At 72.7% G+C, this 24,906-nt stretch carries 21 protein-coding genes; 12 read left to right on the forward strand and 9 right to left on the reverse strand.

Annotated elements, in window-relative coordinates; genetic code table 11:
• Positions 1-31 precede the first annotated feature (31 nt).
• Together QSK39_RS31590 and QSK39_RS31595 are read right to left on the reverse strand one after the other, a co-directional pair.
• Positions 32-5,500, reverse strand: coding sequence for an ATP-binding protein (locus tag QSK39_RS31590; protein WP_285481496.1), 5,469 nt, complete (start codon positions 5,498-5,500; stop codon positions 32-34).
• Positions 5,501-5,774: 274 nt separating this feature from the next.
• Positions 5,775-6,014 (reverse strand): hypothetical protein, encoded by a 240-nt coding sequence (locus QSK39_RS31595; protein WP_284745664.1) that lies wholly within the window; start codon positions 6,012-6,014, stop codon positions 5,775-5,777.
• A gap of 114 nt (positions 6,015-6,128) precedes the next feature.
• Here QSK39_RS31595 and QSK39_RS31600 point away from each other — a divergent pair, with 114 nt between their 5' ends.
• The 3 genes from QSK39_RS31600 (at position 6,129) to QSK39_RS31610 (ending at position 8,933) form a co-directional block, all read left to right on the forward strand.
• On the forward strand, positions 6,129-6,455 hold the full coding sequence (locus tag QSK39_RS31600; RefSeq protein ID WP_285481497.1) for a hypothetical protein: 327 nt from the start codon (positions 6,129-6,131) through the stop codon (positions 6,453-6,455).
• A gap of 81 nt (positions 6,456-6,536) precedes the next feature.
• Positions 6,537-8,054 carry a CehA/McbA family metallohydrolase gene (locus QSK39_RS31605; protein WP_285481498.1) on the forward strand — a complete coding sequence of 506 codons (1,518 nt, stop codon included), beginning with the start codon at positions 6,537-6,539 and terminating at the stop codon, positions 8,052-8,054.
• 87 nt (positions 8,055-8,141) lie between these two features.
• Complete coding sequence (locus QSK39_RS31610) at positions 8,142-8,933, forward strand: hypothetical protein (protein ID WP_285481499.1); 792 nt, start codon at positions 8,142-8,144, stop codon at positions 8,931-8,933.
• Between the two features lie 208 nt (positions 8,934-9,141).
• On the opposite strand, the gene QSK39_RS31615 is transcribed toward QSK39_RS31610, so the two are convergent.
• The 3 genes from QSK39_RS31615 to QSK39_RS31625 are packed head-to-tail and all read right to left on the reverse strand — an operon-like array spanning position 9,142 to position 11,850.
• A complete protein-coding gene (locus QSK39_RS31615) occupies positions 9,142-10,167 on the reverse strand; it encodes an NAD(P)-dependent alcohol dehydrogenase (RefSeq protein ID WP_285481500.1) in 1,026 nt (341 codons plus the stop codon).
• Positions 10,164-10,835, reverse strand: a complete 672-nt coding sequence (locus QSK39_RS31620) for an iron-sulfur cluster assembly protein (RefSeq protein WP_285481501.1) — start codon at positions 10,833-10,835, stop codon at positions 10,164-10,166. The genes QSK39_RS31615 and QSK39_RS31620 overlap by 4 nt, the downstream gene beginning before the upstream one ends.
• Before the next feature lies 1 nt (position 10,836).
• Positions 10,837-11,850: an amidohydrolase family protein gene (locus QSK39_RS31625; RefSeq protein WP_285481502.1), complete on the reverse strand. Its 1,014-nt coding sequence runs from the start codon at positions 11,848-11,850 to the stop codon at positions 10,837-10,839.
• 121 nt (positions 11,851-11,971) lie between these two features.
• Between QSK39_RS31625 and QSK39_RS31630 the strand changes: the two genes are divergently transcribed.
• Complete coding sequence (locus tag QSK39_RS31630; RefSeq protein ID WP_285481503.1) at positions 11,972-13,462, forward strand: AAA-type ATPase lid domain-containing protein; 1,491 nt, start codon at positions 11,972-11,974, stop codon at positions 13,460-13,462.
• 7 nt (positions 13,463-13,469) lie between these two features.
• On the opposite strand, the gene QSK39_RS31635 is transcribed toward QSK39_RS31630, so the two are convergent.
• Positions 13,470-14,675 (reverse strand): MFS transporter, encoded by a 1,206-nt coding sequence (locus tag QSK39_RS31635; protein ID WP_285481504.1) that lies wholly within the window; start codon positions 14,673-14,675, stop codon positions 13,470-13,472.
• Between the two features lie 81 nt (positions 14,676-14,756).
• On the opposite strand from QSK39_RS31635, the gene pdxR reads away from it, so the two are divergent.
• Entirely contained in the window at positions 14,757-16,166 is a 1,410-nt protein-coding gene (pdxR, locus tag QSK39_RS31640; protein WP_285481505.1) for a MocR-like pyridoxine biosynthesis transcription factor PdxR, read from the forward strand.
• Here pdxR and QSK39_RS31645 read toward each other — a convergent pair.
• Positions 16,094-17,527: an MFS transporter gene (locus QSK39_RS31645; protein WP_285481506.1), complete on the reverse strand. Its 1,434-nt coding sequence runs from the start codon at positions 17,525-17,527 to the stop codon at positions 16,094-16,096. The two genes, pdxR and QSK39_RS31645, sit on opposite strands and share 73 nt — an antisense overlap.
• 382 nt (positions 17,528-17,909) lie before the next feature.
• Positions 17,910-18,386: an SRPBCC family protein gene (locus QSK39_RS31650; protein ID WP_285481507.1), complete on the reverse strand. Its 477-nt coding sequence runs from the start codon at positions 18,384-18,386 to the stop codon at positions 17,910-17,912.
• A 158-nt stretch (positions 18,387-18,544) separates the two neighbouring features.
• On the opposite strand from QSK39_RS31650, the gene QSK39_RS31655 reads away from it, so the two are divergent.
• Together QSK39_RS31655 and QSK39_RS31660 are read left to right on the forward strand one after the other, a co-directional pair.
• Positions 18,545-19,060, forward strand: coding sequence for a bifunctional nuclease family protein (locus tag QSK39_RS31655; RefSeq protein ID WP_284745675.1), 516 nt, complete (start codon positions 18,545-18,547; stop codon positions 19,058-19,060).
• Between the two features lie 35 nt (positions 19,061-19,095).
• The gene (locus QSK39_RS31660) at positions 19,096-20,064 is read left to right on the forward strand and encodes a sigma-70 family RNA polymerase sigma factor (protein ID WP_285481508.1); all 969 of its coding nucleotides are present in this window, start codon (positions 19,096-19,098) and stop codon (positions 20,062-20,064) included.
• Here the strand turns inward: QSK39_RS31660 and QSK39_RS31665 are convergent.
• On the reverse strand, positions 20,028-20,492 hold the full coding sequence (locus QSK39_RS31665; protein ID WP_285481509.1) for a DUF2087 domain-containing protein: 465 nt from the start codon (positions 20,490-20,492) through the stop codon (positions 20,028-20,030). The genes QSK39_RS31660 and QSK39_RS31665 overlap by 37 nt on opposite strands.
• 79 nt (positions 20,493-20,571) lie before the next feature.
• Here QSK39_RS31665 and QSK39_RS31670 point away from each other — a divergent pair, with 79 nt between their 5' ends.
• Genes QSK39_RS31670 through QSK39_RS31690 form a run of 5 tightly spaced genes read left to right on the forward strand, consistent with a single transcriptional unit; the run spans position 20,572 to position 24,905 of the window.
• Positions 20,572-21,015, forward strand: a complete 444-nt coding sequence (locus tag QSK39_RS31670; RefSeq protein ID WP_285481510.1) for a MarR family winged helix-turn-helix transcriptional regulator — start codon at positions 20,572-20,574, stop codon at positions 21,013-21,015.
• A complete protein-coding gene (locus QSK39_RS31675) occupies positions 21,012-22,403 on the forward strand; it encodes an MFS transporter (protein WP_285481511.1) in 1,392 nt (463 codons plus the stop codon). The genes QSK39_RS31670 and QSK39_RS31675 overlap by 4 nt, the downstream gene beginning before the upstream one ends.
• Positions 22,396-22,998, forward strand: coding sequence for a cysteine hydrolase family protein (locus QSK39_RS31680; protein ID WP_285481512.1), 603 nt, complete (start codon positions 22,396-22,398; stop codon positions 22,996-22,998). The genes QSK39_RS31675 and QSK39_RS31680 overlap by 8 nt, the downstream gene beginning before the upstream one ends.
• Positions 22,999-23,008: 10 nt before the next feature.
• On the forward strand, positions 23,009-24,655 hold the full coding sequence (locus QSK39_RS31685) for a fatty acyl-AMP ligase (protein WP_285481513.1): 1,647 nt from the start codon (positions 23,009-23,011) through the stop codon (positions 24,653-24,655).
• Positions 24,648-24,905 (forward strand): acyl carrier protein, encoded by a 258-nt coding sequence (locus tag QSK39_RS31690; RefSeq protein ID WP_285481514.1) that lies wholly within the window; start codon positions 24,648-24,650, stop codon positions 24,903-24,905. The genes QSK39_RS31685 and QSK39_RS31690 overlap by 8 nt, the downstream gene beginning before the upstream one ends.
• The last annotated feature ends 1 nt before the right edge of the window (position 24,906 follow it).

The raw sequence follows: 24,906 nt of genomic DNA on the forward strand, positions 1-24,906 counted from the left end.
GCCGGCCACCTCGGTGACCGGCCCCGGGCCGCTACTGCTTCAGACCGTGCTCGATGGCCTCGATGATCCGCGGCCGCAGCTCGGCCGTGCTGATGATCGCGTCCACCGAGCCGACCTCGACGGCGCGCTGGATGCTGTGCACCTTGTCGAACTCCGCCGCGATCTCGCTGACCTTCTCCGCGCGGACCGACGACTGGGTCTCCGCGAGCTTGGCGCTGAGCGCGGCCCGCTCGGCGGCGCCGGCCGCCGCGACCTGGGTCTGGAGCTCGGTCACCCGCGGGTCGTTGGCCGTGCGCTTGGCCACCTCGCCGGCGAACACGACCGCCGCCGCCGGGGCGCCGCCCAGCACCGAGGCGAACGAGCCTTCCAGGGCCAGCACCGTCATGTTCGGGTTGAGCGCCTTGGAGAACACGACGAACGCGCCGCCGTGGTACCGCGAGATCACGGTGAACACGATCGGGCCCTCGAAGTTGACGATCGCCCGGCCGATCTCCGCGCCGTACTCCAGCTGCAGCTTGCGCAGCGACTCCGGCGACCCGTCGAACCCGGAGAGGTTCGCCAGCACGACCAGCGGCCGGTTGCCCGACGCCGCGTTGATCGCCCGCGCCGTCTTCTTCGACGACCGCGGGAACAGCGTGCCCGCGGTGTAGGTGTCCGGGCCGTCGGTGGGCGGGAAGCCGCGGCGGGGGACCGAACGCGACTCGATGCCGACCAGGCAGACCGGCCGGCCGCCGATGTGCACGTCCTGCACCGCGGCCGTGTCGGCGTCGGCCATGCCCGCCCAGCGTTCCAGCACCGGGTGGTCCTGGTCCGACAGCGCGCGCATCACCGTGCGGATGTCGAACGGCTTCTTGCGGTCCGGGTTGTGCTCGGCCGAGAAGATCTCCCCGACGGTCCGGAAGTCGCTGTCGACGATCGCGTGCGGGAACGGCGAGACGTCGCGGTCGACCGGGTCGTTCGTGCCGACCTTCCGCGGCCCGGCCTCGCCCGGGACGACGTAGGTGTGGTCGTAGTGCGACATCAGCACTTCGCGGGCGGCGGGCAGGTTCGGCGCCCAGTACTGCGCCTGGCCGTTGGGGCCCATGACGCGGTCGTAGCCGCCGATGCCGAAGTTGTCCTCGGCCGACACGCCACCCGAGAAGTCGAGCGCCTGCTTGCCGGTGAGCACCATCGCCGAGTCCGGCGTCATCACCAGGATGCCCTTGGTGTGCATGAGCATCGTGGCTTCGGCGTTCCAGTACGGCTGGGCGCCGACGTTGATCCCGTTGACCACGATGTTGATCTCGCCGCCGTCCTGGGTGAACGTGACGATCCGCTTGAGCGCCGCGGCGACCCAGTCCATGTTCTCGGTGCCCGAGGACATCGAGATCCGCGCCCCCGACGAGAGCGCGAACCACTCCAGCGGCACCTGCAGGCGCTCGGCCAGGTCGAGCGCGGCGATGACGCGCGAGCACTCCGGCTCCGACAGGGCGCCGAGGGACTTCGTCGGGTCGCCGAGCAGCACGACGCGGGTGACGCCCTCGGGGTGGCGCTCGGACGGGGTCGTCACGACTCCCGCCACGATCGCCGCGGTGTTCCCGCCCTTCGGCCGGTTGACCGGCACCAGCGCGCCGCCTTCGAGGTCGTGCTCGGTGAACGTGCCGTCCGGCCCGGCGAGCAGCGTGGTCAGCTCGTACGGGTAGACGTTGCCGCGCCGCGCCGCGCGCAGCACCTTCAGGCGGTAGTCGTCGAGGGGCTTGACCGGCTCGGTCGAGGCCGGCCCGACGTGCAGCCGCGCGCCGTGACCGGGGTCGAAGGTGATCCGGACGGCCAGTTCGGCCAGCTTGCCCGCGTCGGTGCGCCGGCGGGCCAGGAACTGGACCTCCTCCAGGCCGGCGCCCACCGACGTCGGCAGGATGCGCTGGACGAGCGTGTTCAGCTCGTCGGTGGTCAGGTCCGTCTGCGGCCAGACGTACATCATGATCCGGTTGGTGTCGAACCGCTTGTTCTGCGGCCGCTGCGCCTGGATGTTGCGGATCGCGTCGAGACACGCGGTGACCGCATCCTCGAGCGCGGGCAGGGCGACCAGGCGGCCGTCGGCTTCGCGCAGCGGGGTCAGGTCGCGGACCTGGCCCATCGCGATCAGCCGCTCGTCGGCCGGGTTGCTCTTGGCGACGGCCTTGAAGAGGTAGATCTCCTCGTCCGCCGACGGCAGCCGGGTGAGGTCGAACTCGTGCAGCCGCTGCAGCTGCAGGCGCTGCGCGATCTGCGGGTGCAGCCCCCGGATCAGCCGGTCTTCGGTGAAGCCCGCGCCGTCGCGCCGGAACGTGAAGTGGTGGTGCATCACCGCGCCGCCGGTGCCGGCCACGGTCAGCACGACGTGCTGCACGCTCGCCGGCAGCGGGTGCTCGGCCAGCAGCGCGCCGAGCCGTTCCGCGGTCGCGTCGACGTCCGGCTGGTCCTCCCAGCGCAGGTAGACGTCGGCGACGACGCCTTCGGTGGCCACCTCGCCGATCGCGCGGACGGCGTCGGGCAGGGCGGTGAGGTCGACGGCGGTGGTGACCAGCGGCAGCACGCCGTCCGGGGTGTTCAGCTCGGCGGTCAGCAGCCGGCAGCCGGCGACGTCGCGCACGGCGACACCCGCCAGCCTGCGGTTGCCGTAGTAGCGGCGGGTCAGCACTTCCAGCAGCGGCGCGTGGTCGCGGCCGGGCCGGCCGATCCGCTGCCCGATCAGCCGGACGAGCGGCTGCGAGCCGGTGATCATGGCCTGGATCCGCTCGGCGCGGTCGGCGGCGTCCGGGTGCTGGTCGAGGTAGCGCAGCTCGGTGCGGACGGCGGCGTAGACCTCGGCGCGGTGGCGGCGCAGCAGCGGCTGGGCGAACCAGCGGAACACCACGCCGCGGGCCAGGTCGGACACCGCGGGGAAGCGCACCTGCGTGGCTTCGACGAGGTGCTCCAGGGTCAGCCCGGCGCGGTCGCTCAGCGACTCCGCCGGCTGGGCCCCGGCCAGCCACAGCCGCAGCAGCTCCGAGACGACGGCGACGTCGGCCGAAGTCCGTTGCTGCGCCAGGAAGATCCGGAAGACCGCGGACTCCAGCTCCGGCGTGCGCTCCAGGTCGGCGACGCCGTAGTGGGCGAGGACCTTGGTCAGCTTGGCCTGGAAGCCTTCGGTGACGCCCGCGCGCTCGACGTCGAGGCTCTGCAGGTAGCTGTGGAAGAACTCGCGCGGGCTGTGCACCGCGCCGTTGGGCACGGTGTCGAGCTCGCCGCCCGGGGTGTTGCGGCTCAGCTCGGACAGGTCGGCGAAGACGGTGAGCAGCTCCAGCTCGCCTTCGACCGGCCGGCCGCCCAGCTCGGCCCGCGCGGCGACGTAGGCCGCCAGGACGCGCTTGCGCTCCGACGGGTCGACGTCGAACCCGAGCAGCAGGCTGCGCAGGTCCTGCAGGCCGAGCTCGACGCGGTCGGCCGCGGAGACGTCCGCCGCCTCGGCCGGCAGGTCGATCTCGACGGTCTCGGCCTCCTCGGCGACCTCGTCCTCGGCGCCGTCGGCCAGCGGCTCCAGGCGCATCAGCGGGGCACCGGTCTCGACCTGGCTGCCGACCGACACCGGGCACTCGCGGACGCGGGCGCGGAACGGCGCGCGCAGCACCGTCTCCATCTTCATGCTCTCCAGCACGAGGATCGGCGCGTTCGCCTCGACCTCGTCGCCGACGGACAGCGGCGTCGCGACCACCAGCGCGGGCGCGGGGGAGCGGACGACGCCGCCTTCGTCGCGGCTGACGCGGTGGGTGACGCCGTCGACCTCGACGAGGTGGATCGGGCCGTGCGTGGCCGCGACCAGGCGGAACCGCTGTCCGTTGACGCGGATCTGGCCGCTGTGGGCGTCGAAGCGGTCGATCTCGACGTCGGCGTGGTGCACGTCAGACGTCCCGGCGGAGATGCCGACGCGGAAGCGCTTCTGGCCGATGCGCGCGACGGCGACGCGGTAGCCGACGCCGCGGAGCTTGAGGTCGAGCGGGCGGCCGGTCTCGTGCTGGACCTGCGGGCGGCCGCCGTGCGCGGTGGCGAGCAGCCGCTGGACGGAGACCTCTTCCTCGTCCTCGTAGGCCTCGATGGCGGCCGCGGCGAGCGCGACGGCGGAATGCCGGTGGGTGACCAGGCGGCCTTCGGCGCGGACGCGGTCGATCCAGCCGGTGTCGGCGCTCGCGTCGATCACCTCGGGCTGGTCGAGCAGCTCGAGCACGAAGCTCTTGTTGGTCGCGCCGCCCTCGATGATGACGGTGGTCTCGGCCATCGCGCGGCGCAGGCGGCCGAGCGCCTCGTCGCGGTCGCGGCCGTAGGCGATGATCTTGGCGATCATCGAGTCGAAGTCGGCGGGGATGGTGTCGCCCTCGCTGACGCCGGTGTCGACGCGGATGCCGGGCCCGGCGGGCAGCGCCAGGCGCGCGATGCGGCCGGGGGAGGGGGCGAAGTCGCGGTCGGGGTCCTCGGCGTTGAGCCGGGCTTCGACGGCGTGGCCGAGCTCGGCGGGCTGGTCGCCTTCGAGCTTGCCGCCGCCGGCGACGTGCAGCTGCAGCTTGACCAGGTCGGTGCCGGTGGTGATCTCGGTGATCGGGTGCTCGACCTGCAGGCGGGTGTTGACCTCCAGGAAGGCGAACAGCTTCTCGCCGGGGTGGTAGAGGAACTCGACGGTGCACGCGCCGCGATAGCCGACGGCGACCGCGAGGCGCTCGGCCGACGTCTTCAGCTCGGCGGTCTGCGCCGGGGCGAGGACGGGGGAGGCCGACTCCTCGATGATCTTCTGGTTGCGCCGCTGCACCGAGCAGTCGCGGACGCCGAGCGCCCACGCCGTCGCGCCGTCGGAGATCACCTGGACCTCGACGTGCCGGGCGCCGGTGACCAGGCGCTCGAGGAACACGACGCCGGAACCGAACGCGCGCAGGGCTTCCTGGCTGGTGCGCTCGTAGGCGTCGGCGAGGTCTTCGCCGGAGGCGACCATGCGGATGCCGCGCCCGCCGCCGCCCGCGGTGGCCTTGAGCATCAGCGGGTAGCCGATCCGGTCGCCGGCCTTCAGCGCGTCTTCGAGCGTGGCGACCTCGCCGCGGCTCCACGGCGCGACCGGGACGCCGACCTCCTCGGCGATCAGCTTCGCGCCGATCTTGTCGCCGAGCTTGCGCATCGCGTCGGCGCTCGGCCCGACGAAGGTGATGCCGACCTTCTCGCACAGCTCGGCGAAGGCCGGGTCCTCGGCGACGAAGCCCCAGCCGACCCACGCGGCGTCGGCCTTCGTCTCGACGAGGGCCTGTTCGAGCTTGGCCAGGTCGAGGTACGGGCGGGCCGATGCCGGACCGAGGTCGTAGGCCAGATCGGCCTCACGGACGAAGGTGGCGGTGCGGTCCGCATCGGTGTAGAGGGCGACCGTCTCGATCTTCGTACCGGTTTCCGCCGACAGATCCCGGACGGCGTGGATGAGCCGCATCGCGGCCTCTCCGCGGTTGACGATGGCGACACGATTGAACACCGGCTGAGCCTCCCAAGTACCCACGCACAGAAGGCGACGCACCTGTCCTGGGGCGTCGCCTGCACCTGTCTACACCCTGCTGGATTACCGCCGGGTAGACCAATGTCCGCGATGGCGCATGCCAAGGCGGTTGCGTTGTGGGAACCCCACAAAAAGCGACCGGGGCCACACTGCCACGGACGCTTTTCTCGCGAGGACTGCCACAAAGCACGGTGCGCAGCTTACGGCGCGAACCAGTAGGGAAACATCCGGTGGCGCGGAGATAAGGGGTGGGTTAGGAGGCGAGGAGGACGTCCGACTCCAGCACCTGGCCCAGCTCCCGCCGCTCCGCCTCCGACAGCGGCACGGCGGCGACGCTGCACCGGCCGTCCGGGCCCGGGGCCGTCGTGATCGCCAGCACCGGCCGCCCGTCGATCTCGCGCAGGGTCACCCGGCCGCCGCAGGCGAGGTCCACCGTGATCCCGGGCCGGTCACGGTGCCTGCCCAGCCACCGGCCGACGAAGTCGAAGGTCATCGCGGTCTCCCCTCGGATCGTGCACTCCCCGTGCAGGACAGGTGTCACGCGTTAATGCCCCGGATACAACCGGTTCACACCCGATCCGCGGGAAAAGTCGGCCATGATGGCGGGATGCAACTGGGGCAGCTGGCATCGACCGCGCGGGACCTGTTCACCGCGAAGCTCGTCTACGGCGATCCGGTCGAGCGCGACGGGACGATCGTGATCCCGGCCGCGGCGGTCTTCGGCGGTGGCGGCGGGGGCGCCGGCGACACGGCCCCGCTGCCCGTCCGCGAAGGTGCCGGGTTCGGGGTGTTCGCCCGGCCCGCCGGTGCCTTCGTCGTCCGCGAGGGCGCGGTGGCCTGGGTGCCCGCCGTCGATCGCACCCGGTTGGGGCTCGCCGCCGCCGTCACGGTCGTCGCGCTGGCCAAGATCCTTTCGCGGCGCGCCAGGTCCTGACGCCGTAAGTTCACCGCGGGTTCTCGCCGGCGTTCTCGTTCACGGCCTAGCGTCGGGGCGTCTTTCGATGCGGAGGTACGCATGAGTTCTGGGGACTTCAGCCGGCGCGCGCTGCTGCGTGCGAGTGGTGTGGCGGCGGCCGGGGCGGCCATGGGGATGCTGCCCGGCGTCGCGTTCGCCGACCAGCCCGGCGGCACCGGCAGCCAGACCCGGACCGTCACCGGCACCCTGAAACCGGACGTCCCGGACTGGTACTACCTGCCGGTCGACGTCCCGCGCGGGGTGCGGCAGATCGACGTCGTCTACTCCTACGACAAGCCGTCGGTGCCCGCCGGCACCCGCGGGAACGCCTGCGACATCGGCATGTTCGGCCCGGAAGGCCACGAACTGGGCAACGCCCGTGGCTTCCGCGGCTGGTCCGGCGGCTTCCGCGACCGGTTCTCGATCAGCGCGTCCGAAGCGACGCCGGGCTACCTCGCCGGCCCGATCCGGCCCGGCCGCTGGCACGTCATCCTCGGGCCGTACACCGTCGCGCCGCAGGGCTTGAACTACAAAGTGGACATCACGCTCACCTTCGGGCCGGACGCCGCGCCGTTCAAGCCGGATCCGGCGCCGGAGTCCGCGCCGGCCCGCGAGCGCGGCCGCGCCTGGTACCGCGGCGACGGCCACCTGCACACCGTCCACTCCGACGGCCGCCGCACCCCGGACCAGCTGGTCGCCGACGCCCGCGCCGCCGGGCTGGACTTCATCGTGTCCACCGACCACAACACGTCCAGCTCGCAGCTGGTGTGGGGCCAGTACGCCACCGACGACCTGCTGATCCTCAACGGCGAAGAGGTGACGACGCGGTCCGGGCACTGGCCCGCGATCGGCCTGCCGGCCGGCACGTGGATCGACTGGCGCTACCGGGCGGCCGACGCGGCGGACTTCCGCCGCTTCACCGACCAGGTGCACCGCGCGGGCGGGCTGGTCACCGCGGCGCACCCGTTCGCCAACTGCTTCGGCTGCACCTACGAGTTCGCGTACGAGATCGCCGACCTCGTCGAGGTGTGGAACGGGCCGTGGACCCAGGACGACGAGGCGAGCGTCATCCACTGGGACGGCCTGCTGCGCGGCGGCCGGTTCATCCCGGCCATCGGCGACTCCGACGCGCACAACCCGGACCAGCGCGTCGCGCTCCCGCACACCGTGGTCCTCGCCGACCGGTTGCGCCGCAAGGAGCTCCTGGCCGGGTTGAAGGCGGGCCGGTCGTGGCTGGCGGAGTCGTCGGCGGTCCAGCTGGACTTCACGGTGTCCGGCGGCGGTCGCACGGTGGGGATCGGCTCACGGCTGCCCGCGGGCACCGGGACGCCGGTGACGGTGAGCGCGGTGGTCGGCGGCGTGCCGGGGACGACGGTGACGTTCCTCGACCAGCTGGGGCCGGAGCACACCGAGACCGTCGGCGACTCGGGAGCGGCCACGGTGACGTGGACGACCTACCCGCGGTACTCCCGGTGGGTCCGCGTCGAGGTGCGTCGCCCGTCCGGGGGCCCGAACACCAGCCAGCCGAACGCGATGGTCGCGATGTCGAACCCGATCTTCCTCGGCGCTTCCGACTGAACCTCCGCCCGGTGCGCCGCGTCCTGCCTTTGACAGACTGGGGCGAACGGGTGAAGGCGAGGCAGGGTGCGCGGGTGTGGCCTGAAGGTGGCCCTCTTCTTGGGTGCGGTCGTGGTGCTGACCGCGGGGGTCGTCGTGGTGGCGGTGCTGGCGCGCAGCCCGGTCAAGACGCCGGGCTGCACGGTGGCGGTGCCCGGGCAGCAGGACGGGTACACGTTCACCCCGGAGCAGATGGACAACGCCGCGCGGATCTCGGCCGTCGGGACCAAGCTCGGGCTGCCGCCGCACGCGGCGACGGTCGCGCTGGCCACGGCGTTGCAGGAGTCGAAGCTGCGCAACCTCGAAGGCGGTGACCGCGACTCGGTCGGGCTGTTCCAGCAGCGGCCGAGCCAGGGCTGGGGCACAGTGGCCCAGCTGCGCGACCCGGTCTACGCGGCGACGGCGTTCTACGAGAAGCTCGAGAAGCTGCCGGGCTGGGAGACGCTGCCGATCACCGAGGCGGCCCAGGAGATCCAGCGTTCCGGAGTCCCGGACGCGTACGCGCAGTGGGAGCCGCAGTCCCGCGCGATGGCGGCGGCCTTCAACGGCCAGTTCCCGGCCGCGCTGACCTGCCGCAACCTGACGTTGGCCGCGCCCGGCGACCTGGCTTCGGCGGCCACCGACGAGCTGGGCACGGCGCGGTTGAGCGGAGCCCACCCGGCGGCCCAGGGGTGGACGTACGCGAGCTGGCTGGTCGGCCGCGCGGAAGCCCTGGGGGTGGACAAGGTGAGCTTCGCCGGCCAGACGTGGACGGCGGACTCCGGAGCCTGGGCCCCGGACTCCGCCGCCGGTCCGGATCTTTCCGTGCACCAGGCCCCGGCGGCCCCGCCGAGCCAGTGACCCGGCGGGCATCACCCGTGATTGGAGGGGCATCACGTGTGACTGGAGAGGCATCACGCGTGACTGGAGGGGCATCACCCGTGATTGCGGGGGCATCACCCGTGATGGGCGGGGCATCGCGGTGATGCCCGCCCAGTCACGCATGATGCCCGCCCAGTCACGCGTGATGCCTGGCTGATCACGCGTGATGCCCCTCGGCGCACGGCCGTTACGGCACCAGGATCGCGCGGCCGCGGATGCGGCCCGCGTCGAGGTCGTCCAGTGCGTCCTGGAAGTCCTCCAGCGAGTAGCGCGCCGTGTGGAGCTTCACGCGGCCCTGCGCCGCCAGCACCATCAGCTCGCACAGGTCGTTGTACGACCCCACCAGGTTGCCGATGAGGTTGATCTCCGTCGAGATGATGTCGATCGTCGGGACGTCGATGTTCTCGCCGTAGCCGACCACGTGGTAGTCGCCCGCCCGCCGCAGCATCGCGATCCCGTCGGCCGTCGCGCCACCCTCGCCGACGAAGTCGATCACCGTCTCGGCGCCGTCGCCGCCGGTCAGGTCGAGGACCTGCGAAACCTGCGAGCCGTCGCCGACGACGCCGTGGTCCGCGCCGATCGACACCGCCAGCTTCACCGCGTCCGGGTTGCGGTCGACCACGATCAGCTCGGCCGCCGAGATGGCCTTGAGCACCTGGATGCCGATGTGCCCGAGCCCGCCCGCGCCGATGACGACGCACCGGTCGCCCGGACGCAGGCGCCGTGCCGCCTTCGCCGCCGCGTGGTAGGCCGTCAGCCCGGCGTCGGCCAATGCCGCGACATCCGCCGGCTCCAGCGAGTCGTCGATCTTCACGACGCTGCGCGCGGATGTCTTGAGGTACTCCGCGTAGCCGCCCGCGGTGTCGATGCCTGGGAACTGCGACTGCGTGCAGTGGACGTCGTCGCCGAAGCGGCAGGCCCGGCAGAGCCCGCACGTGATCAGCGGGTGCACGATCACCTTGTCGCCCTCGGCGACGTTCGTGACCGCGCTGCCCACCGCGTGCACCCAGCCCGCGTTCTCGTGCCCGATCGTGTAGGGCAGCGCGACGCCGGACTTCTCCTGCCACTGCCCTTCGAGGATGTGCAGGTCGGTGCGGCAGACGCCGGCGCCGCCGATCCGCACGACCACGTCGAACGGGCCGCTCGCCTCCGGTTCGGGCACCTCGGTGAGCCGCAACGGCTCGTGGTAGCCGACGACCTGGACCGCCTTCATGAAGCCTCCACTGTGGATTCGGGATAACGGGTGTGCAGCAGCCCGCGGCAGAAGTGGGAGTTGCCCTCGATGGAGATCCGGACCGAGCGCGCGAACCGCAGCCGCAGGGGGATTTCCTCGCGGGGGAAGGGAGTTCCGTCGTGGTCGACCAGCACCGGCGCCGACGCGTCGGACGGCAACCCGAGCGCCTCGCGACGCCGCAGCAGCGCGTGCGACGCGGGCACGTCCGGCAGGTCGCCGATCACCACGCCGTGCAGGTCGACGTGCTCGTCGGCCCGCAGGAGCACCGTCAGCGCGCGTTCCATCGCCGCCTCGTGCGCCTTGCGCCGGAACGTCAGCCGCAGCTCCTCGAGGTCTTCGTCGGCCTCGTGACCGAACGTGCCGCGGTAGCCCGCGTCAGCCGCGAGCCCGCGGTTGATGAGGTCCGAGTCGTGGTGGTCGTCGAGCTCCACCACGACCTCCGACGTCCACGGCAGCGCGGTCAGCACGTCCTTCGCGTCCGACGCCATGAGGTAGGCGAAGTTCGGCGCGCAGAACGACGTCGGCAGTCGCAAGTGGACGGTCACGCGGGTGCCGTCCACGGTGAGCGACTTGACGAAGCCGAGGTCGGTGATGGGCTCGTCGAGCTCCGGGTCGAGGACCGCGTCCAGCGCGGTGTAGGCGTCCACCTCAGGCCACCGACACGGCCTGCGGCTCGACTGGCGCCAGTTGCAGCTCGGCGGGCACCGGGATGTCGTACATCGCCGCCGCGTTCAGGCCGAGGATCTTCTTCTTCTGGTTCACGGTCAGCGGCGCGTACTCCGGCAGGTCCTCGGGGATCTGGAAGTCGACGAACCGCTCGACCAGCCACTTCGGCGTCCAGATCGCGTAGTCGCTGGAGAACTGGATGCGGTCCTCGTCGAGCCAGTACAGCAGTTCGCCGATGATCTGCGCGAAGTACTTCGGCCGGGTGTGGATGAACGGCATCGCGACGGCGAGTCCCGCGTGGACGTTCGGCTCCTGCGTCGCGATCCAGCAGAAGTCCTCCAGCCGCGGCAGCCCGCAGTGCTCCACGATGAAGTTCAGCTCGGTGAAGTCGGTGGCCACGTGGTCGACGTCGGCGACGTCGAAGGCGTCGCGGTCCAGCGGCCGGATCGTCGGTCCCTTGTGGACGTGGATGTTCTTGATGCCCAGTTCCTGGCAGGCTTCCAGGTACTTGTACGTCCACTTTTCGTCGAGCTTGTAGCCGCGGGAGTCGCCCTGCCACTCGGCGGTGTAGAGCTTCACGCCCTTGAGGCCGAAGCGCTCGGCGTCGCGCCTGAGCTGGTCCAGCCCGGCCTGTTCGAGCCGCGGGTCGAAGTTGTGGTTGTACGTCAGCTTGCCCGGATGCTTCTGCGTCAGCGCGAAGGCTTCTTCGGTCTGCCCGAACCCGTTGTTGTAAAACGCGCCGAGGTGCGCGGGCTGGAAGATCGCGTGGTCGACGTAGCCGTTCTCGAACAGGTCGCGCACGAGCCGCTCGCCGCCCTGGTAGAGGTAGTCCTCGTAGGGCCAGACCTCGGACTCGGGGCTGAGGTTGCGGTGGTAGTCGTAGAAGCAGTCGATGAACTGCTTTCCGTGGATGTTGCGCTGGTTCTCCGGGCGCGCGTCCCAGAGCGCCACGTGGGCATCCACGATGAAGTACGTCTCGCCGTCCTTGCTGTACATGCGTTCCTCCACGGTTGGTGCAGTGCAGGCGACGCTAGGGACGTCGGGGCTGGTCAGGGACCCGTCGGGTGTCTCGATATGAGACAGCTCGGGCCGCCGTCGCCCGGACGGCGGACGTAGGGTGGGGGAGTCCGATCGCAACGGCGCGTTCCGGGAGGCCGAGGTGGGAAACCCGCACGTGCACGTCACGCGGTCGTTCGACGCGGCCCGGCTGCGGGCGTCGTGGCAGCGCAGCGAGCGGTACGGCGTCCCCGAGGACGAGGTCATGCCGGTGTTCTCGGGTGCGGTCGACACCGGTTCGCTGCTCTACGAATGCGGCACCGAGGTGCTGCGCGGCCTGCAGGCGACGCTGGCCAACGAGCCGATCAGCCTGATGATCACCGACAGCGAAGGCCTGGTGCTGAGCCGGCTGTGCACGGACGCCTCCATCAACCGCTCGCTCGACCGCGTGCACCTGGCGCCGGGGTTCTACTTCGCGGAGAGCAACGCGGGGACCAACGGGCTCGGCCTGGCGCTCGCCGACCGGGCGCCGTCGCTGGTCCGGGCCGGCGAGCACTACTGCACCGACCTGCGCGGCTACACCTGCGCGGCGGTGCCGGTGCTCGACCCGCTGACCGGGGCGCTCGCCGGCAGCGTCAACCTCACGACCTGGTCGGAGCAGTCGTCGGAGCTGCTGCTGGCGCTCGCCCAGGCGGCGGCCGGGAACACGGCGGCGCTGATGCTGGCGCGCGCGTCCGGGCGCATCGCCCGGCCGACCCCGCGCGGCGAGGTCTTCCGGGTCTACGCCGACCGCGTCGCCCCGGGGGACGTCACGCGGTTGTCGCCGGCCTGGACGACCGCGGTCGATTCGGCGCGGACGGCGTTCGAGGCGGGCCGGGTCGTCGCGGTCGTCGGCGAGCCGGGTGCGGGTAAGACGGCATTGGCCGCGGTGGCGCGGCGGGCGCTGTGGTCCCGCGAGAGACTGCTGAACGCCCGGCCGCCGGCACCCGACGACGTCGACACGTGGCTGACGCTGTGGACGCCCGAACTGGCCAAGGACGGCACGTGCGTGATCGTGTCGGGCGTGGAGGCGTTGCCGGCGTGGGCGGCGGAGGAGCTGGCGCGGCAGTTCGCCGAGGTGCGGGGCGACGGGCCACCGCCGTTCGTGCTCACCGCGCCGGACGCGGGCGCGGTGCCGGTGGCGCTGCGGCCGCTGGTGGACCGGGTGGTCGAGCTGCCGGCGCTGCGGTTCCGCCCGGACGACATCCTCCCGCTGGCCCACCACTTCGCCCGGCGCGACCGCGGCCGGGACGTCACGTTCACGTCGGCGGCGTCCCGGGCGTTGACGGCCTACGACTGGCCGGAGAACGCGAAGCAGCTACGGCGGGTTGTGCGCGAAGCGGCTTCGCGGTCGGACGTGGTCGATACGGCGCACCTGCCGGCGGAGGTGTTCAGCGGGGTGGGGCACCGGTTGAGCCGGCTGCAGGCGATGGAACGCGACGAGATCGTGCGGTGCCTGTCCGAGCCCGGGGCGACGGTGGTGCACGCGGCCGGGAAGCTCGGCATGGGCCGGGCGACGCTGTACCGGAAGATGGCGCAGTACGGGCTGAACGCGCGGCAGCTGAAGTCCTAGGGGCCGATCAGCGCGTGGCTTGGGCCCAGCGGACCGCGGGTCCCATCGCCCAGCCCGCCGCCACGAACACCGCGCCCAGCAGCAGCCAGCCCGGCAGGCCCCAGCCGATCACCACCGTGCTCAGCAGCACCGGCCCCACCGCGCGCGCCACCGACACGCCCGTTCCGAAGAACCCCTGGTACTGCCCCTGCTTGTCCGCCGGCGCCAGGGCGAAGCCGATCTCCCACGTGCCCGCCGACTGCAGCATCTCGCCGAACACCTGCACCAGCGCGCCCACCACCAGCACCGCGAACGCGACCCACGGCGACGTCCCGGACGCCGACAGCGCGAACGCCACGCACGACGCGAGCAGCAGCACCCCGGACCGCCGCACCATCCGCGCCGCCGCGCCGATGCTCGCCAGCCGCCCGGCCACGCGGACCTGGAGCAGCACCACCACGACCGTGTTGAGCACGAACAGCGCGGACACCGTCCAGCCCGGGGCGGCCGTCCGCTCGACGATCCACAGCGGGATCGCGACGCTCAGCAGCGGCATGCGCAGCAGCAGGACCGCGTTCAGCAGCGTCACCACCGCGTACGGCCGGTCGCGCAGCACCGCCAGCTTCGGCTCCCCGGCGCGCGGGGCCGACGTCGTCACGGAGGGGAGTGCCAGCATGAGCGCCGCGGTGACGACGAAACTCAGCGCGTCCAGGACGAAGACCGTCAGGTACGCCGTTGCGGTGTCCGCCGACAGCGCGAGCCCGCCCAGCCCGGCGCCGACGGCGAGCCCCGCGTTGCCCGCCGACTGCAGCTGCGCCCGGATGCGCGTCCGCCGTTCCGGATCGGCGAGCGCCGCGAGCAGCGCCTGGCGGACGGCGGACAGGCCGGTCTGGCAACTGCCGTAGAGGCACGCGGCGAGGACGAACAGCAGCGGCGTGCGGACCAGCAGGAACGTCAGGATCGACGCGCTCGTCGACAGGGCCAGCAGCACCGCGGAGCCGCGGGCGCCGTGGCGGTCGGCGAGGTGGCCGAGCGGCACGCCCGCGACCGAACCCACCGCCCAGCCGAGCGTGAGACCCAGCCCGACCTGTGCCGGGGAGAGCCCGACGATCCGCGTGAAGAACAGCACCGAGCACGTCAGGAACGCGCCGTCGCCGAGCGAGCCGGCCAGTTGGGCGGCGGCGAGCAGGCGGCCGGAACGCGGGGGCGCGGGGCGGTCCAGGGTCAGCGTCATGCCGGTAACGCTAGATCGGTACTTGGCCCGATCCCAGATCCAATTCCCGCGAATCGGATTGGGCCAATGTAGGCTCGCCGGATGGACTTCCACGTCAGCCTGGCCGGGCGCGGCGACCTGTCGGTCCGGATCTACCGGCAGCTGCGCGACGCCGTGCTGGACGGCCGGCTGCGGGCGGGCGAGCGGCTGCCGCCGACGCGGGAACTGGCGCGGCGCCTGGCCGTTTCGCGCAACACCGTCGCGGTCGCCTACGACCGGCTGACCGCCGACGGGTTCCTCACCGGCCGCGTCGGCGCCGGGACGTACGTGAGCGGTTCGCTGCCCGCGCCGAAGCCGCGTAAAGCCCCGTCGGCGCGCGGGCCGCAGCCGAAGGCGATCTGGCGTTCGCTGCCGTCGCCGGCCGCCGCGGTGGCGGAGGCGCCGGAGTACGACTTCCGCGTCGGCATCCCCGACGCCGCGCTGTTCCCGCTCGAAACGTGGCGGCGGCTGCTCGCGCGAGAACTGCGGGAGGCGGCGGGGTTCGTGCACTACGTCGACCCCGGCGGGCACCCGGGCCTGCGCGCGGCGATCGCCCGGCACGTCGGCGTGTCGCGTTCGGTGCGCGCCGACGCGGACGACGTGCTCGTGACGCAGGGCGCGCAGCAGGCCCTCGACCTGCTGTGCCGGGTGCTGCTGTCCCCGGGTGACCGCGTGGCCGTCGAAGAACCCGGCTACCGGCAGGCGAAGCTGCTCTTCGCGTCCCACGGTGCCGAGGTCGTCGGTGTTCCGGTGGACGGCGAAGGTCTCGATGTGGCGGCGTTGCCGTCACGGACGAAGCTGGTGTACGTGACGCCGTCGCACCAGTTCCCGCTCGGGACGCCGATGTCCCTGGCCCGCCGCACGGCGCTGCTGGCGTGGGCCGGGCGCGCCGACGCGGTCGTCGTCGAGGACGACTACGACAGCGAGTTCCGGTTCTCCGACCGGCCCCTGGAGCCGCTGCAGAGCCTGGACCGCGGCGGGCGCGTGGCTTACGTCGGGTCGTTCTCGAAGACACTGCTTCCCATGCTGCGCCTGGGTTTCCTGGTCGCGCCGCCGTCGTTGCAGGACGCCCTGCGCCACGCCCGCCGGCTGTCGGACTGGCACGGCGACGTCCCGGCCCAGGCGGCACTGGCCCGGTTCGTCGACGAGGGGCTGTTCGCCCGCCACATCCGCCGCGCGACGAAGGTGTACGCGCAGCGGCACGAGCGTCTGGTGTCCACTGTGGACCGGATGTTCACCGGGCGGCTTCGGGTGGTTCCCTCGGCGGCCGGGTTGCACCTGTGCACGCTGGCCGACGTCGACCTGGAGCCGATCGCCGCGCGGGCGGCGGCCGCGGGAGTGGCGGTGCAGACGCTGTCCGATCTGTGCGGCGGATTCCCGGCACCGGGGCTGGTGCTGGGCTACGGCTCGATCCCGGTGGAGAGGATCGACGACGGGCTCGCGGCGCTGGACAAGGCCTGGGGCTCGACGTAGTGATCCGTGCGGCGGCGGGCGGCGATCAGCAGCCCGCCCGCCGACGTCGCCGCCGCGGTGGCCAGGATCAGGAGCCAGCCGTGCCGGAAGTCCGTCAGGTCGGGTGGGCCCGCGAAGACCGCGATCAGCACCGCCGTGCCCAGGACCGTGCCGATCTGGCGCGTCGTGTTGACCATCGACGAGCCCGCGCCCCACCGGGCCGGGGGCAGGACCGTGCCCACCACGCCCGAGAGGCTCGGCAGGATCAGCCCGACGCCGATGCCCGTCAGGAGCTGGCCGGGCAGCATCGACGTCGCGTAGTCGGGTGTCGAATCCATGCGCAGCACCCAGATCAGCACGCCCGCCCCGAACGAGACGCCGCCGAGGGCGACGATCGGGCCCGGGCCGAAGCGGTGCACGAACCGGCCGCCGAGGATCGACACCGGGACCACCATCAGCGGGCCCGGGGCCAGGGACAGGCCGGCCACCAGGATCGAGTCGTGCCAGACCGACGTCAGGAACAGGACGTTGCCGAACAGCATCGCCGCGAACCCGGCCGCGAACACGCCGGTCGTGACGCACGCCAGCCACAGCGTCGGGACGCGCAGCGCCGGCAGGTCCAGCACCGGCACGGCGTGGCGCGCCGACCGCAGCGGCACCCACGCCAGGGCGGCGATGGCGACCGCGAACGCGAGTAGCACCGGCCCCGAGCTCCAGCCGTGGTCGGGCGCTTCGACCAGCGCATAGGCGAGTGCGCCGACGCCGACGAGCAGGCCGGCGGCGCCGAAGAGGTCCGGGACGCCGGTGGTGGTGTCCCGCGACTCGCGCAGCACGCGCGGCCCGGCCAGCAGGGTGAGGGCGCAGATCGGCAGGTTCACCAGGAAAACCCAGCGCCAGGAGGCTTCGACGAGCAGCCCGCCGACGGGCGGCCCGAGCGCGGCGGCCGCGGCGCCCACGGAGGCCCAGACGCCGACGGCCATCGGCCGCCGGTGCGCGGGGAAGGCGGTCAGCAGGAGGGCGAGCGACGTCGGCATGACGAGCGCGGCACCGATCGCCTGCACCGCGCGGAAGGCGACGAGCACCGGGATCGACGGAGCGGCGGCGCACGCGGCCGAGGCGAGGGTGAAGACGGCGACGCCGAGGAGGAACAGGCGCTTCCGGCCGTAGCGGTCGGCCAGCCGCCCGGCGGGGGCGAGGCAGGCGGCGAACAGGACGGTGTAGCCGTTGAGCACCCACGAGAGGGTGGCCAGATCGTCGCCGGGGAAGGCGGCCCGGATGCCGGGGAACGCGATGGTGACGATGAAGGTGTCGAGGCTGGCGAGGAACGCCGCGGTCGAGACGACCAGCAGCACGAGGCCGGGCTTCGGCGCGGTGTCGGTCATGGCCCTCCTAGGTTTGAAAAAGCAACCTAGCCGGAGGAGGTGGGTCTCAACAAGAGACTGACCAGTTCGGCGCGATGTATGTCACGTGGGGGAGTGCGGTGGTGCGGTGGAGTTCGGGAGGTGGTGGGCTGGCTGGCGCTCGGCCCGGTGGAGTCCGGCTGGCGGTGGGTTGGCGGGCTGCCTCGCGCTCGGCGCGGTGGAGTCCGGCCGGCGGTGGATTTGCCCGCGGCTGCCACGCCTCGGTCCGGAGAAGCTCGGCCGGCGGCGGGCTTGTCCGCGGATCCCGGCGCTCGGCCTGGTGGAGGCCGGGCGGTCGCCGGGTCCGCCGCGCGTGGAGCCGGCCGCGCACCAGCCCCCCCGCCGAGCCCCGCCGCGGTTCGGCTCAAGCCGCCGCGGCCTGGTCCTCTGCCCGGGCCTTCAACGCGGCCAGCGTGTGCTCGATCGACCGCACGTTGTACCCCGGCCGATCGGCCCGGCCGGTCACCTTCGGTCCCATGAACTTCCGCACCACCCAGCTGCCGCTGCGGTACCAGTTCTCCGTCACCCGGCATCCCACCGCGCTCGGCGCGAGCACGTACTCCCACCGCGACACCCGCGAACCCAGCGGTGTCCGCACGTCGAACGCGAAGCGGTGCCCCTCCTCGAACCGCACCACCTTCACCCGGGTCCACCAGCGCAGGGCGCCGTTCACGTTGCGGCCGCGGAAGCGGGCCCCCAGTGCCGGGCCGGTGGCGTCGAGCCAGTGGCCGCCGATGTTCTCCGGGCTCAGTTCACCCATCCGGGGCAGGTCGGTGACCCACGACCACACCGTGCCCGGGTCGGCCGGGATGTCGATGGTGCGCGAAATCGTCGGTTCCACGCCACGACGGTGACAGCGCCGCCCCAGGCCGGGCAAGGATTCCGGGGGCAGTCCGCAGTCCAGGAGAGCCGGGTGAAAAACTCCCTCGCCCGACCACGTTGGAAACGCGGTGGTTCTGGGTACCTCGCGGGCGGAGGAGTACCTACACGGAGGGTGCGGTGGTCAGCGTGATCCCGATCGAGGTGGTGGGAATGGCCGTCCCGGTGCCCGGTGAGGCGCCGTTGATGCTGCTCCGGGAACCCGACGGCGCCCGCCGCTGGCTGGCCATCATGATCGGGTACGGCGAGGCCGAGGCCCTCGTGCGGGCGCGCGAGCAGATCGCGCAGCCGCGGCCGGGCACCATCGAGCTGCTCGGGGACGTGCTCGCCGCGTTCGGCCAGGGCGTCTCCGCGGTCGAGCTCACCGAGGTGCGCGACGGGATCTTCTACGCCGACCTGGTGCTGGCGGACGGCACCCGCGTGTCGGCCCGCCCGAGTGACGCCGTCGCGCTCGGCCTGCGCCAGGGTGCGCCGATCAGCGTCGCCGAAGAGGTGCTCGACGTCGCGTCGGTGCAGCTGGAGGTCGAGCAGGAGGCCGAAAGCCCCGCCGCCGACGTGCTGGACACCGAGGCCGAGGTCGCCCGCTTCCGCGCGGAGCTCGACGGCCTCCGGCCCGAGGACTTCGACGACCTGTAGGGAATCATCTCCCGTACGGCGGCGACGGGAGAGCGATGCCGGACTTCGCGACGAGCACCGAGCCGCACCGGCGTGAGCTGCTGGTGCACTGCTACCGCATGCTCGGCTCGGTCCACGAGGCCGAGGACCTGGTGCAGGAGACGCTGGTCCGCGCCTGGAAGGCGTGGGACGGCTACGACCCGGCCCGCGCGTCCGTGCGCACCTGGCTCTACCGGATCGCGACCAACGCCTGCCTCACCGCGCTGGACGGCCGGGCCCGGCGGCCGCTGCCCTCGGGCCTCGGCCGCCCGGGCGAAGACCCGGGCGCGCCGCTGACGCCGTCGTTCGAAGTCCCGTGGCTGCAGCCCTTCCCGGACGCGCGCCTCGACGACCCGGGCCTGCGCCTGGCCCGCCGGGGCACGCTGCGGCTGGCGCTGCTCGCGGCGATGCAGACCCTGCCGCCCAAGCAGCGCGCGGTGCTGATCCTGCGGGACGTCCTCGAGTTCAGCGCGGCGGAGGTGGCCGGCTTCCTGGAGACGACGCCCGCCGCGGTCAACAGCGCCCTGCAACGCGCCCGCGCGGGTCTCGGCGGCCTGGCGGCGGACGAAGTTCCCGAACCGGACGACAAAGCGGTCGAAGCGGTCCTCGACCGGTACGTCCGGGCGTTCGAATCCGCCGACGTCGCGGGCCTCGTCGAGCTCCTGACCGACGACGTCGTGCTGGAGATGCCGCCGGTGCCGCTCTGGTTCCTCGGCCGCGACGGCTACGGCCGGTTCCTCGAGCGGCTCTTCGCGATGCGCGGCCCCGACTGGCGGATGACGCGCACCTCCGCCAACGGCCAGCCCGCCCTCGTCGCCTACTGCCGCGACGACGCCGGCGTCCACCGGTTGCACACCCTGCAGGTGTTCACCGTGGACCGGGCCCGCGTGGCGCACAACGTGGTGTTCGCCGATCCGGCCGTCCTGGCGCTGTTCGACCTGCCCGCGACTCAGCCGGCGGCGCGGGCCTCCGACGGGCGGCCGTAGGCGCCGCCGTCGTTGCTGCGCTGCAGCAGGCCTTCGTCGACGAGGTAGCGGCGCAGCGTCGCGTGGTCGTCGTGGACCATCGACAGCTTCTCGCGGACGTCCTGCTCGGTGTAGAGCCGGCCCGGCTCGAACCGCTCCGCGAGGTGGGCGAGCAGCAGCTGCCGCCGCCGGCCCGAATGCGGGATGGTGACGAGCCTGCCGTGGCGGAACAGCCCGTCGAGCGGGTCGGCCGGGGCCTTGGCGAGCGCCTCGCGGAACACCTCGGGCACGGCCCGGTAGGTGTCGCCGTCCACGGTGACGAGCCCCGCGTCGACCAGCCGTTTCACGAGCTTGGCGCCGTCGACCGGGAGCCCGGCGCAGATCCGGGCGAACAACTGCAGACGGGCGGGATCCGCGAGGGCGGAGACCAGCGCTTCCGGAGAGGCCATGGCTGCGAATCCTATCCGGAACTCCGCGTGCCCGCCTCGAAAACTCGACAGGGTCAACTGATAAGTCTAGGCTGTCGATATGGCCTCGAAAACGGTTCCCGCCGCGGCGGTCACGGCCGCGCAGACGTTGCGCGTGCTCGTCGGCCGGCTGCGGCGGCAGATGATGGACGCGACGGCGGTCGGTGACCTGACCTCCGCCCAGGCCTCGGCGCTCGCCCGGCTCGCGAAGATGGAGCCGGCCACGGCGAGCGTGCTGGCCGGCGCGGAGCGGGTGCGCCCGCAGTCGATGGCGGCGACGGTGGCCGCGCTGGAGAAGCTCGGCCTGGTCCGCCGCGAGGACGACCCGGAAGACGGCCGCCGTCAGCTGATCTTCTTCACACCCGAGGGCCGCGCGTACGGCCAGGGTGCCCGCGCCTCGCGGCAGGAGTGGCTGGCCGGGGCGCTCGCGCAGCGGCTCACCGAGGACGAGCTGGCCGTGGTCAACGAGGCGCTGGCCCTGCTCGGCCGCGTCGTCGAAGAATGACGACCCGGGAGCGGACGCGGGACGGGTTCGACCGGAAGCTGTTCGCGCCGCTGATTTCGGGCGCGGTGCTCAACCCGGTCAACTCGACGATCATCGCGGTCGCGCTGGTGCCGATCGGCGTCGCGTTCGGGCAGCCGGCGTCGGCGACCGCGTGGCTGATCTCCGCGCTGTACCTGGCCACCGCGGTCGGGCAGCCGGTGGCCGGGCGGCTGATCGACCGGTACGGCCCGCGGCGCGTGTTCCTCCCGGCGACGGCGCTGGTCGGGCTCGCGGGGGTGCTCGGCACCCTCGCGCCGAACCTGGCCTGGCTGATCGTCGCGCGGGTCGTCCTCGGCTTCGGCACGTGCGCCGGCTACCCCGCGGCGATGCGGCTGATCCGCGACGAGAGCGACCGGACCGGGCGGGACAGTCCCGCGTCCGTGCTCACGGTGCTGGCGATCTCGACCCAGACGATCTCCGTGGTCGGCCCGGCGCTGGGCGGCCTGCTCATCGGCGTCGGCGGCTGGCGCGCGACCTTCGCCCTCAACATCCCCATCGCGCTGGCTGCCTTCGTTCTCGGCGCCCAGCGGTTCCCCAAGACGGCGAAGCCGGAGTCCCGGGGCTCGTTCGACCTCGACTTCCCCGGCATGGCGCTGTTCGCCGGCACGCTCGTCTCGCTGCTGCTGTTCCTGATGCACCCGGGTGCGGGGGACTGGTACCTGCTCGCGATCGCCGTCGCGGGTGCCGCGGGCTTCGCCGCGCGCGAGCTGACGCACGGCAACCCGTTCATCGACCTGCGGCTGCTCGGCCGCAACGGCCCGCTGCTGCGCACCTACGGCCGTGCGCTGCTGGCCTACGTCGTCGCGTACAGCTTCCTTTACGGCTACACGCAATGGCTCGAACACGGCCGCGGCCTGTCGGCGAGCGAAGCCGGCCTGGCCACCCTGCCGCTGTTCGCGACCGGGATCCTCGTGTCGCTGCTCACCGGGCGCCGCGAAGCGGTGCGCGGCAAGCTGGCTGTCGCCGCGCTCGGGCAGCTCGCCGGGTGCGCGCTGCTGCTGACCCTGGACTCCTCGGCCGCCGTCTGGCTGCTCGTCGTGGTCGCGCTCGTGGCCGGGGTGCCGCAGGGGCTGAACAGCCTCGCGCTGCAGAACTCCGTGTACCGCCAGGCGAATCCCGACGACATCGGCGCGTCGGCCGGGCTGCTGCGCACGTTCGGCTACCTCGGCGCGATCGTTTCCTCCGCCCTGCAGGGCGCCCTCTACGGCCCGGTCGCCGACACCGGCGGGCTGCACGCCCTCGCGCTGGTGCTCCTCGGCATCGGCGTCGTGTTCCTGCTCTTCACCGTGTTCGACCGTTCCCTGTCCCGAAGCACCACCCGACCCGAGAAAGACGAGACCGATGCCTGACCAGAACACCACCCTGGACCCGAACCGCACGGCGCTGCTCGTGATGGACTACCAGGAGGGGATCGTCGGGCAGCTGCCCGACACCGGCCCGCTGCTCGACCGCGTCGCCGGCGTGGTCGACGACGTCCGCGCCCGCGGCGGCCACGTCGGCTGGGTGCGCGTCGCGTTCGAAGACGCCGAGTTCGCCGCGATCCCCGAGACGAGCATGTTCGCCGCGTTCGCGGCCTCCGACCAGGTCCGGGCGGCGATGCGCGCCGACGCCCCGGGGACGCGGATCCACTCCCGGCTCGCGCCGCGGCCCGACGACGTCCTCGTGCGCAAGATCCGCGTCGGCGCGTTCACCACCACGGACCTCGAACAGCAGCTGGAGAAGCGCGGGATCACGACGCTGGTCCTCGCCGGGATCAGCACCAGCGGTGTCGTGCTGAGCACCGTCCGCGAGGCGATGGACCGCGACTACCGGATCGTCGTCCTGCGCGACGCGTGCGCCGACCGCGAACAGGAGACGCACGACTTCCTGACCGGCTCGCTGTTCCCCCGCACCGCCACCGTCGTGGACGTGGCCGAGCTGAGCGGTCTCTGGGCCGTCCAGTAGGTTGCGCTGCGTGCCCCGTCCGCCCGAGACCGTGCCCGGCGAGGTGCTGCGCGCCTCGATCGTGGACCGGCTGTTCGCCCGCGCGGACGACGCGCGCCCGTTGTTCACCCACCAGGACCACACGCACGCCGCCGAGCACACGCTGACGTGGGCGGAGTTCGCCGCCCGCGTCCGCGTGGTCGCGGGTGGCCTGCGGCGGGTCGCGGAACCGGGGGAGCGGGTCGCCGTCCTCGCCGGGCAGGAGCTGGCCTACCCGCTCGCGTTCTTCGGCGTCCTGGCGGCCGGCATGATCGCCGTCCCGCTGATGCCGCCGGGCAGCCGCGCGCAGGCCGAGCGACTCGGCGGGGTCCTGGCCGACTCCGGCGCGCGGGTGTGGCTGACGTCCTCGGCCGCGGCGGCGCGGGTCCGCGAGTTCGGGGCGCCCGGCGAGCTGCTCGTGGCCGACGAGCTGACCGGGCCCGGCGCCGACCCGGTGCCGGTCGCGCCGGAAAGCCCGGCGTACCTGCAGTACACGTCCGGGTCGACGCGGGAGCCGGCCGGTGCGGTGATCCCGCACCGGGCCATCGTCGCCGCGTGCTGGCAGGGCAGCCAGGCCTACCGCGTCGACGAAGGCACGACCTGCGCGGGCTGGATCCCGTTCTTCCACGACATGGGCCTCATCCAGCTGCTGTGCCTGCCGGTCTTCTCCGGCGGCCGCGCGGTGTTCATGGCCCCGGCCGAGTTCGTGCACCGGCCGCGGCGCTGGCTGCGGCAGATGGCGGACTACCCCGCGGTGTTCACCGCCGCCCCGAACTTCGCCTACGACCTCGCGGCCGACGCCGGCCCCGGCGACGACGAGCTGGACCTCTCGGACGTCCGGGTCGCGCTCAACGGCGCCGAACCCGTCCGCCCGCGCACGGTCGAACGCTTCCTCGAGGTCTTCGGGCCGCACGGCTTCCGGCGCGAGGCGTACCGGCCGTCGTACGGGCTCGCCGAAGCCACCGTCTACGTCGCGAGCGCGGGGGAAGAAGGACCGCGCGGCGCGAAGTTCGACCGCGAAGCCCTTGCGCAGGGCCAGGCCGTCGAAACCGTCGATGGACCGGAACTCGTGTCCGTCGGCCGTCCGGTCGGGCAGCTCGTCCGGATCGTCCACGAGGGACACGAGCAGCCCGAGGACGCCGTCGGCGAGATCTGGATCCACGGCCCGAACGTCGCGACCGGGTACTGGAGCCGGGGCGACTCGGCCGCGTTCGACGCGACGCTCGACGGGCTCGGCGGCTGGCTGCGCACCGGCGACCTCGGCGTCGTGCACCGCGGCGACCTGTACGTCACCGGCCGGCTCAAGGACCTCATCGTCGTCGACGGCCGCAACTTCCACCCGCAGGACATCGAGGCGGCGGCGGGCGAGGCCCACCCCGCGGTCCGCCGCGACCGCGTCGCCGCGTTCGGGGTCGCCGACGAGGACGGCGAGGGCGCGATGGTGGTGGCGGAGTGGGTGCGCGACGCTGACGCGGACCTCAAAGAGGTGACCCGCGCGGTGCTGCGCGCGGTGTCACGCGAGCACGATCTCACCCTCCGTGCGGTACATCTGGTCCCTTCCGGCGGACTTCCGCGCACATCGAGTGGCAAGGTCGCCCGGTCGGCGGCCAAGGCACGTTATGGTGACGTCCGTGGGTGATCACCGCGCCGAGGTCACGAAGGTCGTCTCCGACACCTTCCGGCTCGACCCGGCCCTCGTCGAGCCCGACGCTCCCCTGGAAGAGCTGGGCATCGACTCGAAGGGCCGGATCAAGCTCCTGGCGGCGCTGGAGGTCTATTACGGCGTGACGATCGATCTGGACCAGCTCGACCGGTTCACCGACGTGGGGTCCGTGGCGGACGTGCTCGCGGAAGCTCTGGGAACTGCAGGATCTGAGGAGAGGCGCTGAA

This window comes from Amycolatopsis sp. NBRC 101858 (assembly GCF_030269325.1).
Lineage (GTDB): Bacteria > Actinomycetota > Actinomycetes > Mycobacteriales > Pseudonocardiaceae > Amycolatopsis > Amycolatopsis ponsaeliensis.